The sequence below is a fragment of the Streptomyces sp. NPDC042002 genome (assembly GCF_055588305.1).
The window spans coordinates 35,428-46,518 of the sequence record NZ_JBVJCT010000052.1; the positions used below are offsets into that span (position 1 = coordinate 35,428).

General features: G+C 71.8%; 10 protein-coding genes, 1 rRNA gene and 1 pseudogene. 2 read left to right on the top strand and 10 right to left on the bottom strand.

Features of this window, described 5'->3' with window-relative positions; genetic code table 11:
* Positions 1-28 precede the first annotated feature (28 nt).
* Genes ACZ6KY_RS39015 through ACZ6KY_RS39025 form a run of 3 tightly spaced genes read right to left on the bottom strand, consistent with a single transcriptional unit; the run spans position 29 to position 2,119 of the window.
* Complete coding sequence (locus tag ACZ6KY_RS39015; protein WP_469315002.1) at positions 29-934, bottom strand: NAD kinase; 906 nt, start codon at positions 932-934, stop codon at positions 29-31.
* Entirely contained in the window at positions 931-1,746 is an 816-nt protein-coding gene (locus ACZ6KY_RS39020) for a TlyA family RNA methyltransferase (protein WP_469315003.1), read from the bottom strand. Before ACZ6KY_RS39020 ends, ACZ6KY_RS39015 begins: the two co-directional genes overlap by 4 nt.
* Positions 1,747-1,801: 55 nt before the next feature.
* The gene (locus ACZ6KY_RS39025) at positions 1,802-2,119 is read right to left on the bottom strand and encodes a hypothetical protein (protein WP_469315004.1); all 318 of its coding nucleotides are present in this window, start codon (positions 2,117-2,119) and stop codon (positions 1,802-1,804) included.
* 42 nt (positions 2,120-2,161) lie between these two features.
* Between ACZ6KY_RS39025 and ACZ6KY_RS39030 the strand changes: the two genes are divergently transcribed.
* Positions 2,162-2,509, top strand: coding sequence for an SCP2 sterol-binding domain-containing protein (locus ACZ6KY_RS39030; RefSeq protein WP_469315005.1), 348 nt, complete (start codon positions 2,162-2,164; stop codon positions 2,507-2,509).
* Here ACZ6KY_RS39030 and ACZ6KY_RS39035 read toward each other — a convergent pair.
* From ACZ6KY_RS39035 to ACZ6KY_RS39050, 4 genes are all read right to left on the bottom strand, one after another.
* Positions 2,493-3,452, bottom strand: coding sequence for an ABC transporter ATP-binding protein (locus tag ACZ6KY_RS39035; protein WP_469315006.1), 960 nt, complete (start codon positions 3,450-3,452; stop codon positions 2,493-2,495). The two genes, ACZ6KY_RS39030 and ACZ6KY_RS39035, sit on opposite strands and share 17 nt — an antisense overlap.
* The gene (locus ACZ6KY_RS39040; protein ID WP_469315014.1) at positions 3,449-4,525 is read right to left on the bottom strand and encodes a FecCD family ABC transporter permease; all 1,077 of its coding nucleotides are present in this window, start codon (positions 4,523-4,525) and stop codon (positions 3,449-3,451) included. The genes ACZ6KY_RS39035 and ACZ6KY_RS39040 overlap by 4 nt, the downstream gene beginning before the upstream one ends.
* Positions 4,526-4,536: 11 nt before the next feature.
* Positions 4,537-5,580 (bottom strand): FecCD family ABC transporter permease, encoded by a 1,044-nt coding sequence (locus ACZ6KY_RS39045; RefSeq protein WP_469315007.1) that lies wholly within the window; start codon positions 5,578-5,580, stop codon positions 4,537-4,539.
* A gap of 61 nt (positions 5,581-5,641) precedes the next feature.
* On the bottom strand, positions 5,642-6,670 hold the full coding sequence (locus tag ACZ6KY_RS39050) for an HAD hydrolase-like protein (RefSeq protein WP_469315008.1): 1,029 nt from the start codon (positions 6,668-6,670) through the stop codon (positions 5,642-5,644).
* Positions 6,671-6,742: 72 nt separating this feature from the next.
* On the opposite strand from ACZ6KY_RS39050, the gene ACZ6KY_RS39055 reads away from it, so the two are divergent.
* Complete coding sequence (locus tag ACZ6KY_RS39055) at positions 6,743-8,035, top strand: DUF1015 domain-containing protein (RefSeq protein WP_469315009.1); 1,293 nt, start codon at positions 6,743-6,745, stop codon at positions 8,033-8,035.
* An 88-nt stretch (positions 8,036-8,123) separates the two neighbouring features.
* On the opposite strand, the gene ACZ6KY_RS39060 is transcribed toward ACZ6KY_RS39055, so the two are convergent.
* The 3 genes and pseudogenes from ACZ6KY_RS39060 to rrf form a co-directional block, all read right to left on the bottom strand.
* Positions 8,124-9,068 (bottom strand): tetratricopeptide repeat protein, encoded by a 945-nt coding sequence (locus ACZ6KY_RS39060; protein WP_469315015.1) that lies wholly within the window; start codon positions 9,066-9,068, stop codon positions 8,124-8,126.
* Positions 9,069-9,209: 141 nt separating this feature from the next.
* A pseudogene (locus tag ACZ6KY_RS39065) lies at positions 9,210-10,640 on the bottom strand (hypothetical protein); the annotation flags it as partial.
* A 124-nt stretch (positions 10,641-10,764) separates the two neighbouring features.
* Positions 10,765-10,881 (bottom strand): 5S ribosomal RNA (rrf, locus tag ACZ6KY_RS39070).
* Between the last annotated feature and the right edge of the window lie 210 nt (positions 10,882-11,091).

Genomic DNA, 11,091 nt, shown 5'->3' on the forward strand with positions numbered 1-11,091 from the left:
GGGCGGAACCCGGGTGCCGCGCACGTTTCTAGTGCGGCGCCCCGCGCCATCCGGAGACCGGCAGCGCGAACTTGGCGACGAGCCGGTCGGTGAAGGACGCGTGGTGCAGCCGGGCCAGCCGCACGGGCACGGCCCCGCGCCGCACCTCGACGCGCGCGCCGGGCGGCAGCTCCACCGTCCGCCGCCCGTCGCACCACAGCACACCCGGCGGAACGTGCGGCAGCACCTCCACGGCGAGCACCGAGTCCGGTGAGGTGACCAGCGGCTTGGCGAACAGGGCGTGCGCGCTGATCGGCACCATCAGCAGCGCCTCGACCTCGGGCCACACCACGGGCCCGCCCGCGGAGAAGGCGTACGCCGTCGACCCGGTCGGGGTCGCGCAGACGATCCCGTCGCAGCCGAACCCGGTGACGGGCCGCCCGTCGATCTCCAGCACCACTTCGAGGAGCTTCTCGGCGGACACCTTCTGCACGGCCGCCTCGTTCAGCGCCCAGTCGGTGTGCACGATGTCGCCGTTGCGGTGCACGACGACATCGACGGTCATGCGCTCCTCGACCTCGTACGCCCGGGTCACGACCCGGTCGACGACCTTGTCCAGGTCGTCGCGCTCGGCCTCGGCGAGGAAGCCGACCCGTCCGAGGTTGACGCCGAGCATCGGCACCCCGGAGGCGCGGGCGAACTCGGCGCCGCGCAGCAGCGTTCCGTCACCGCCGAGGACGATGAGCAGCTCGCAGCCGTCGAGGCACTGCGGAGTCGCCTCCTGGACCAGTTCCACCTCGTCCGGCAGCGGCAGATCGGCCGCCTCGGCCGCCAGCACCCGGACGCCGATCCCGGAGCGCAGCAGCCCCTGGACGACCAGTTCGGCGCTGCGGATGGCTGCCGGCCGCCCGGTGTGGGCCAGCAGGAAAACAGTACGATCTCGGGTCTGGGTCAACGGGGCCCCTCCGCCACGGCACGGTCAACGTCGGCCGGGTCGAGTTCGGGTGCCCCGGCACGCAGCCACAGAAAGTACTCGACGTTGCCCGACGGTCCGGGCAACGGGCTTGCGGTCACACCCTTCACTCCGAGCCCCAGCTCGTGGGCTCGCCCCGCCACACCGCGCACGGTCTCGGCGCGCAGCTCCGGGCTGCGCACGACACCGCCGCTGCCCAGCCGGTCCTTCCCCACCTCGAACTGCGGCTTGACCATCATCACCAGGTCGGCATCAGGCGCCGTGCACCGCGCGAGGGCGGGCAGCACCAGTCCGAGCGGGATGAAGGACAGATCCCCGACAACAAGGTCCACGGGCTCCCCATCGATCGCCTCCAACGTCAACTCGCGTACGTTCGTACGGTCCTTGACGGTGACGCGTTCATCGCTTTGGAGAGACCAGGCGAGTTGTCCGTAACCGACGTCCACGGCGACGACATGGGCGGCGCCCGCGCGCAGCAGTACGTCGGTGAAGCCTCCGGTGGACGCGCCGGCGTCCAGCGCCCGCCGTCCCTCGACCTTCAGGCCCTCGGGCCCGAAGACGGCGAGCGCGCCGGCGAGCTTGTGTCCGCCGCGCGAGACGTAGTCGGGGTCGTTGTCGTCCTCGCTGACCACGATCGCCGCGGCGGTCTCGACCTGCGTGGCGGGCTTGGTCGCGAGGGTCTTGCCCACGCTGACCCTGCCCGCTGCGATCAGCTGTCCGGCGTGCTCGCGTGAGCGGGCGAGCTTCCTGCGGACCAGCTCGGCGTCGAGGCGGCGGCGTGCCACTCCTGCCACGTTCGGTTCAGCTCCTGCGGTCGTACGGCCATGGACGGGTGTGCCCCGAAGGGTCTCATTGCGGGGCTCCCGCCGGGCGCCCGGCGGGAGCCGGAACTCCCGGGCGGACGTCGAGCGCGGTGAGCGCGTCGCGCAGCCCCCGGTGCACATCCTCGTACACCTCGACGTGTCCGTCCGTGGCGAGGTGGTCGGCGTCGGCCAGCCGGTCGAGCCGCGCGTCGACGTCGGCGTTGCCCGAGGGGACGCGCGGGACGTTCAGCGGGGCCGGTGCGGCGGGGTCGTACGCGGGCTCCGGCGCCGCTCCGGCGGGCGGGCCTGGCTCCCCCGCGGTCACGGCCTCGGGGGGCTCGGCCCCGGGAACTGAGTCGTTCATGCCCCGACGCTACCGCGAAGGGCTGCGGTACCGTCGATCACGATGGCGACGATTGAGGAGTGCCGCACCGCACTCGACAAGCTTTCGGACAACATGGCGAGCGCCGAAGGGGACGTACGCACCGCTGCGGCCCTTGACCGCTCGCTGAGCTGCCGTATCACCGACCTGGACATCACCTTCGTCGGCCGGCTCAGGGGCGGCCGGATCGAGGTGCTCGACACGCTCCAGGGCCCGCCTCCCGAGCGGGCCCAGATCCGTCTGACCATGAACGGCGACGACCTGGTGTCGATGGTGAACGGCGAGCTGAACTTCGCGAAGGCCTGGGGCTCGGGGCGGGTGAAGCTGGAGGCGGGTCTGCGCGACCTGTTCCGGCTCAGGACGCTTCTGTAGCGGCCGGGGCGACGCCGGCCCTTGACCGTCGTGCCGCGGGCACCACGAGCGGGGTCCCGGTCTCCGGGTCGTCGATGACCTGGCAGCGCAGCCCGAAGACCTCCTCGACCAGGCCGGCCGTGACGATGTCGTTCGGCGCGCCCTCGGCGACGACCTCGCCGCCGCGCAGGGCGATCAGGTGGGTGGCGTACCGGGCGGCGTGGTTGAGATCGTGCAGGACGGCGACCAGCGTGCGGCCCCGCGTCTCGTGGAGCTCGGCGCACAGGTCGAGGACGTCGATCTGGTGCTGGATGTCGAGGTAGGTCGTCGGCTCGTCGAGGAGGAGCAGCGGGGTCTGCTGGGCGAGCGCCATCGCGATCCACACGCGCTGGCGCTGGCCGCCGGACAGTTCGTCGACATAGCGATCGGCGAGCTCGGCGACACCGGTCGAGGCCATCGACTCCTGGACCACCCGCTCGTCCTCGGCCGACCACTGGCGCAGCAGGCCCTGGTGCGGGTAACGGCCCCGGCCGACCAGGTCGCCGACCGTGATCCCGTCCGGCGCGATCGACGACTGCGGCAGCAGCCCGAGGGTGCGGGCCACCTTCTTAGCGGGCATCGACTGGATCGCCTGCCCGTCGAGCAGCACCCGCCCCGCCGAGGGCTTCAGCATGCGCGAAAGGGCGCGCAGCAGCGTGGACTTGCCGCAGGCGTTGGGGCCGACGATCACCGTGAAGGAGTGGTCGGGGATCTCCACCGACAGCTTCTCCGCGATGACGCGCTGGTCGTAGCCGAGGGTGACGTTGTCGGCGGACAGGCGGTTCACAGTGCTCCTTGGGGTGTTCTCGTGCGCCTGGTCGTTCGCACGCGCCGCGTTGTCCGGTCCGCTCGCGGCGGGGTTCGCCGTGCTCCTCGCGGCAGGGTCGGCCGATCCGCCCACCGTCGGCTTCGCCCGGCCGCTCATATCCGGCCCGCCTTGCGTTCGGTGACCAGCAGCCACAGCAGATAGAGGCCGCCGAGGACGCCGGTCACGACGCCCACGGGCAGCTGGTCGGCGCCGAAGGCCCGCTGCGAGGCCCAGTCCGCGACGATGAGCAGGGTCGCGCCCATGCACATCGACGGCACCAGGTTCGGTCCGGGCGACCGGGTGAGCCGCCGGGCCAGCTGCGGCGCGGTGAGCGCCACGAAACCGACCGGTCCCGCGGCGGCCGTGGCGCCCGCGGTGAGCAGGACGGCGGCCACCATCAGCAGCAGCCGCGTCCGCTCGACGTTCACTCCGAGGGCGTACGACACGTCGTCGCCCATCTCCATCATCCGCAGCCCGCGCGCGTTGCCGAGGACGAGAGGGACGAGGACGGCACACATGATGAGCAGCGGCCATACCTGCGCCCAGTCACGGCCGTTGAGGGAGCCGGTCATCCAGACGACGGCACGGGCCGCGTCGACGAGGTCTGCCTTGGTGAGGAGATAGCCGTTGACCGCCGTGACGATCGCGGAGACACCGATGCCGACGAGGACCAGCCGGTAGCCGTGCACTCCCCGCTTCCACGCGAGCAGGTAGATGGCGAGCCCGGTCACGAGTCCGCCGACGAGCGCCCCGAGGGCGACCTCGGTCGCGCTGCCCGAGTACAGCACGATCATGATGAGCGCGCCGGCCGTGGAACCCTGCCCGAGCCCGAGCACGTCCGGGCTGCCCAGCGGATTGCGGGAGACGGACTGGAAGAGCGCGCCGCCCATCCCGAGCGAGGCCCCCACCAGCAGTCCGACGAGAACGCGCGGCAGCCGCAGGTCGTCGACGATGAACTCCTGGCTCGCGCTGCCGTCGCCTGCCAGGGTCTTGAGCACATCACCGGCGGAGATCGGGAAGTCACCGGTGCCGATCAGCACCACGCTCGCGGCGAAGGCGGCCAACAGCAGCAGCACGACCACGGTGAACGTGCGGACGTCGAGACGCAGGGACAGCCCGCCGGCCGTGCGGACGGCCCGGACGCGGCGCGCGGGAGACGCCGGAACGCGTCGGGCGCGGGCGGTTCGGATACGTGGGGTCGTCACAGCTGCGCCGTCCTCCGTCGCCGTACGAGAAAGATGAAGACCGGACCGCCGAGCACCGCGGTGACGATGCCGACCTGAAGCTCCGCCGGCCTGGCGACCATCCGGCCCAGGACATCGGCGCCGAGCAGCAGCACGGGCGACAGGACGGTGGCGTACGGCAGGATCCAGCGCAGGTCGGGCCCGGTGAAGGAGCGGACGGCGTGCGGGACCATCAGCCCGACGAACACGATCGGCCCGCAGGCGGCGGTCGCGGCGCCGCACAGCACGGTCGCGGCCGCCATGGAGAGAGCGCGGGTGCGGTTCAGGTGGGCGCCGAGCGCGCGGGCGGTGTCGTCGCCCATGGCCACCGCGTTCAGCGGTCGGGCGAGGCCCAGCGCGAGGAGCGTGCCGACGGCCAGGAAGGGGGCCACCTGCTCGATCGTCGAGTCGGTCGCCGAGGCGAGTGAACCGACCGTCCAGAAGCGCATCTTGCCGAGCGCCGCGTCATCCATGATCATCACGGCCTGCAGATAGCCGTAGAGGGCGGCGCTGATGGCGGTTCCGGCCAGTGCGAGCCGCACCGGGGTCGCGCCCCGGCTGCCGCCCAGGAACCAGACGAGGGCTCCGACGGCGGCCGCCCCGACGAAGGCGAACCAGACATAGCCGCTCAGCGAGGTGACACCGAAGTAGGTGATCGCGGTGACGACCGCGGCGGACGCGCCCGCGTTGATGCCGAGCAGACCGGGGTCGGCCAGCGGATTGCGGGTGAGCGCCTGGAGGACGGCACCGGACAGCCCGAGCGCGGCGCCGACCAGCAGCCCGAGCACGGTCCGGGAGATCCGGTCACCGACCACGACGTCGGAGTACGTCCCCGAGTCGTGGAACAGGCCGTGCCACACCTGGTCCAGCGGCAGCGCTTTCGCCCCGATCGCGACGCTCGCCAGCGCGACCAGCAGCAGGACACCCACGGAGACGAGGAGCCCAAGTGTCCGTATCGCCCGGCGGGTTGGGGGCGCGGGGGCGGATTCCGCGCACTGTTCGGGAGGACTGTCGACCAACACGAGGTTAGGTTAGCCTACCCTCGCATTGCTCATGGATCCGCCTGCACCCCACCCCCGACGCCTAGAGCCCCAGTCTCGCCAGAGCCTTCCCCCCATCCAGCTCGCTGCTGCCCTCTCCCGCGGCCGTCCACGCCGCCGCGCACAGGGCCCGCAGGCCGTCGAGGGCCTCGCCCTCGCCCGTCAGCTCGAGTTCCTCGCTGCCCGCCGTCGCCGTCCAGCCGCCGCAGCGGAACCCCTCGCCCGCTTCGACGACCTCGGGCTGACCGGTGAGCATCCCGCGCAGATCGGCGTCGACATACGTGGGCCGGTGCTGCGGCGGCGCGGCGAGGAGCTGCGCGCCGTCCGTCACGCCGGTGAGGACGAGCAGCGAGTCCACCTCTCCGTTGAACGCGCCCTCGATGTCCGTGTCCAGCCGGTCTCCGACCACCAGCGGCCGCTTCGCCCCGGTCCGCAGAATCGTCTCGCGGTGCATCGGGGGCAACGGCTTGCCCGCCACCTGCGGCTCGGCACCCGTGGCGATGCGGACGACCTCCACCGCCGCGCCGTTCCCCGGCGCGATCCCGCGCGCGCCCGGAATCGTCAGATCCGTGTTGGAGGCGAACCAGGGAACCCCGCGCGCGATGGCGTAACACGCCTCCGCGAAGCGCGACCAGGTCAGATCGGGGCCGCCGTACCCCTGGACGACCGCGACAGGCTCGTCCTCCGCCGAGTCGACCGGTTCCAGCCCGCGCTCGCGGAGCGCGACCCGCAGCCCGTCACCGCCGATGACCAGCACGCGCGCGCCCGCGGGCACCTGCTCGCTGATGAGCCGGGCCACGGCCTGCGCCGAGGTGATGACGTCCGAGGCCACCGTCGGTATGCCCAGCTCCGTGAGGTGCTCGGCGACCGCGTCCGGAGTGCGCAGCGCGTTGTTGGTGACATACGCGAGGTGCATTCCGCCCGCGCGCGCCGTCCCGAGGGACTCGACGGCGTACGCGATGGCGTGACCGCCCGCGTACACCACCCCGTCCAGATCCAGCAGCGCCGTGTCATAGGCCTCGCTCAGGGCCTGGCCACTGCCTTCGGGCCGCGTCCTGACGGTCTGGCTCATTGCGCATCGCTCCTCGTTCGATCCCTTTGCCCCGATCATCGCGCATGCCACTGACACACTTACGATGCCCCAATGAACTATGCAGGTCCCGAGGAGGAAACACCGGCAGGGAGCGGCCTCGAACTCATCCCGTTCCGAGGCCTGCGCTACGACCCCGACCGGGTCGGCAGCCTGGCCGCCGTGACATCCCCGCCGTACGACGTGATCGTCCGGCCCGACGGACTGCTCGAACTCGAATCGGCCGACCCGTACAACATCGTCCGGCTGATCCTCCCGCAGGACGGCACCCCCGCCGCCCGCAACAGGCAGGCCGCCGACACGCTGCGCGACTGGCTGTCGGAGGGCGTTCTGGCCGCCGATCCCGTGCCGGGCCTGTACGTGTACGAGCAGCGCGACGGCGACCTGCTGCAACGGGGCGTGATCGGCAGCCTGCGGCTGTCCGAGCCGGCCGACGGCGTCGTCCTCCCGCACGAGGACGTGATGCCGCACGTCATCGCGGACCGCGCTGCGCTGATGCGCGCCACGTCCGCCAACCTCGAACCCCTGCTGCTGACGTATCGCGGCAACGGATCCGGATACGGCACGGCCGCCGTGATCGAGCGGACCGCCACCCGGCCGCCGCTGCTGTCCACCACCACGGAGGACGGCATCAGCCACCGTCTGTGGGCGGTCACGGATCCGGCGGGGCTCTCCGAGATCCGGACAGATCTCGGCCGGCACCAGGCCCTGATCGCCGACGGCCATCACCGCTGGGCGACGTATCTGCGTCTACGCGCGGAGCATCCCTCGCCGAGCCCCTGGGACTACGGTCTGGTCCTCCTGGTGGACACCGCCCGCTACCCGCTGCGCGTCCGGGCCATCCACCGCCTGCTGCACCGCCTGCCGGTCGCCGAGGCGCTGGCCGCCCTCGGGGACTCCTTCCGCGTACGCCACCTCGACGTGTCCCTCGGCGAGGCCCTGGAGGCCCTCTCCTCGGCGGCCGCCGGGGGAAACGCCTTCCTCCTCGCGGGCGACGGCACCTTCCACCTCGTCGACCGCCCGTCGCCGGACCTCCTCGCCCGTACGGTCCCGGCCGACCGCCCGGAGGCCTGGCGCACGCTGGACGCCACGGTCCTGCACGCCGTGCTCCTCGACCACGTGTGGGGCATCCCGGAGGACTCCCCCGCGCACATCGCGTACATCCACGACGCGAGTGCCACGGTCGAGAAGGCGGAACACGACGGAGGCACGGCCGTCCTGATGCACCCGGTCCACGAGGAGGTCGTACGCGATCTCGCCCGCCAGGGGGTCACGATGCCGCGCAAGTCGACGTCCTTCGGCCCGAAGCCGGCGTCGGGACTGGTCCTGCGGGCGCTGGCTCCCTGAAAGGCCGCGGGCCCCGGAAACGCCACGTGGGCGGCGGTACACCTTCCGGTGTCCCGCCGCCCACGTGTTTACGCCGCAGTACCCGGCGTCAGCTCTGAGGACGGTGAGGAGCGTCGTCCTCGCGGTCGTCCTCGTCGTCGAGGTCGTCGTCCTCGCGGTCGTCCTCGTCGTCGTCCTCGTCGTCGTCGAGGTCGTCGACGTCGTCCGAGATCCCGTCCGTGGTCACGGACTCGATCTCGTCGTCGTCCTCGTCGTCCTCATCCTCGTCGTCGTCCTGGTGCTCGTCCTCGACGCGGACCTCTGTCCCGGCGTTGGACGCGGTCACCTGGCCGCTCTCGGCCTCGTCGTCGTCCTCGACGAGCGCGTCGACGAACTCGACGCCGTCCAGCTCGGCGAGCCGGTCGGAGGCGTCCGTGCTGCCGTCCTTGTCGGACTCGACGGTCTTGGCGAACCACTCGCGTGCCTCGCCCTCACGCCCGGCGGCGAGAAGCGCGTCGGCGTAGGCGTACCGCAGTCGCGCGGTCCAGGGCTGGACGGAGTTCGAGGCGAGCTCCGGGCTCTGAAGCGTGACGATGGCGGCTTCCAGCTGATCCATGTCGCGCCGGGCACCGGCCGCCACGAGCCGCATCTCGACCTGGCTCGCCTTGTCCAGCTTCTGCACCTCGGGCGCCCCGGCCATCTCCAGCGCCTTCTCGGGCCGACCGAGACCGCGCTCGCAGTCCGCCATCACGGGCCACAGCTCGACGCTGCCGGTCATCCGGCGCGCGGCGCGGAACTCGGCGAGCGCCTCGCTGTACTTCTGGTTCGCGTACGCGGCGAACCCGGCCGCCTCGCGCACGGCGGCGACACGCGACGCCAGCCGCAGGGCGATCCTCGAGTAGGCGTAGGCGCCCTCGGGATCCTCGTCGATGAGCCGGGCAACCATCACCAGGTTGCGGGAGACATCCTCGGCGAGGCCCTTGGGCAGGCTCTGGAGCTCCTGCCGTACGTCCTTGTCGATCTCCTCGCCCGTGACGTCGTCCGGGATCGGCAGCCGCTTGATCGGCTCACGGTCCCGCTCCCGCTCGTCGCGGAAACGGCCGCCACCGCGCCGGTCGTCGCCCCCACGGTCGTCGCGGCCGCGGAAGCCACCGGGACGGCCGCCCCGGTCGTCGCCGCGCGGTCCACCACGACCACGGTCGTCGCGTCCCCGGTCGTCACGGCCACGGAAGCCGCCGCCCCGGCTGTCGTCACGGCGGTCATCACGCCGGTCGTCCCGACGGAATCCGCCGCGGTCGTCATCGCGGCGCGGGGTGCTGGGCCGGTCGTCCCGGCGGAAGGGCGGACGGTCGCTGTCCCTGCGCTCGTCGCGACGGAAGTCGCCACCGGCGCGGTTGTCGTCGCGACGGAAACCACCGCGGTCGTCATCACGACGCGGGCTGCTCGGGCGCTCGTCACGACGGTCGTCGCGACGGAATCCGCCGCGGTCATCGTCGCGGCGCGGGGTGCTGGGCCGCTCGTCGCGGCGGAAGTCGCCGCCACCGCGGTTGTCATCACGACGCGGGCTGCTCGGGCGCTCGTCACGACGGTCGTCGCGGCGGAATCCGCCGCGGTCATCGTCGCGGCGCGGGCTGCTGGGCCGCTCGTCCCGACGGAAGGGCGGACGGTCCGCGTCGCGACGGGGGCCACGGTCGTCACGGCGGTCATCACGCCGGTCATCACGGCGGAAGTCACCACGGTCGTCCCGACGGAAGCCACCACCACTGCCGGTGCCCGTGCCGCCACGGTCATCGCGACGGAAGCCGCCACCGCTGCCGCCACCACGGTTGTCGTCGCGACGGAAACCGCCACCGCCACCGCTGCCACCACGGTCATCGCGGCGGAAGCCGCCACCGCTGCCGCCACGGTCGTCCCGACGGAAGCCACCACCACCACCACTGCCACTGCCACTGCCACTGCCACTGCCACCACGGTCATCGCGACGGAAGCCGCCACCGCTGCCGCCACCACGGTTGTCGTCACGGCGGAAGCCGCCACCGCTGCCGCCACGGTCGTCCCGACGGAAGCCACCACCACCACCACTGCCACTGCCACTGCCACTGCCACCACGGTCATCGCGACGGAAGCCGCCACCGCTGCCGCCACCACGGTTGTCGTCGCGACGGAAACCGCCACCGCCACCACTGCCGCTGCCACCACGGTCATCGCGACGGAAGCCACCGCCACTGCCGCCACCACGGTTGTCGTCACGGCGGAAACCGCCGCGGTCGTCATCGCGGCGCGGGCTGCTGGGCCGGTCGTCGCGGTTGAAGGCAGGGCGGTCACCCTCGCGACGCGGACCGCTCGCACGGTCATCGCGGCGCGGACCACTGGTCGGACGGTCGTCACGACGGAACGGGGGCCTGCCGCCCCGATCGCCCTCACGGCGGTCGTCACGGCCACGGTAGCCACCGCTGCCTGCGCCTGCGCCGGCGCTGCCGCTGCCGCTGCCGCCACGGTTGTCGTCGCGGCGGAAGCCGCCGCGGTCGTTGTCCCGGCGCGGGCCCCCGCGGTAGTCACCGCGGTCACCACTGTCACGACGGCGCTGGTCGCGCTCCGGTCGCTCGTCGGGAGAGTTGGTGGACATGGGTGACTCCTGTCATCGGTACCGCAAGTCATTCTCGCGCAGCCGGGTACTCGGCGCGCTTCGGAAAAAACAAAAGGACCCCTGGTTCCAGCGAGTCGCTGGGACCAGGGGTCCTCCAAAGATTGTTCGGCGGCGTCCTACTCTCCCACAGGGTCCCCCCTGCAGTACCATCGGCGCTGCGAGGCTTAGCTTCCGGGTTCGGAATGTAACCGGGCGTTTCCCTCACGCTATGACCACCGAAACCCTGTCAGACACCCCGTCATGAACGAGGTCTCGAACGGGCAGCGAACAAGCACACTTTTCAATTAAGTAAGTGGAACTGTTCAGCCAGCACAACCGTTCGTTGTCTGGGAACTACACAGTGGACGCGAGCAACTGAGGACAAGCCCTCGGCCTATTAGTACCAGTCACCTCCAGCGGTTGCCCGCCTTCCAGATCTGGCCTATCAACC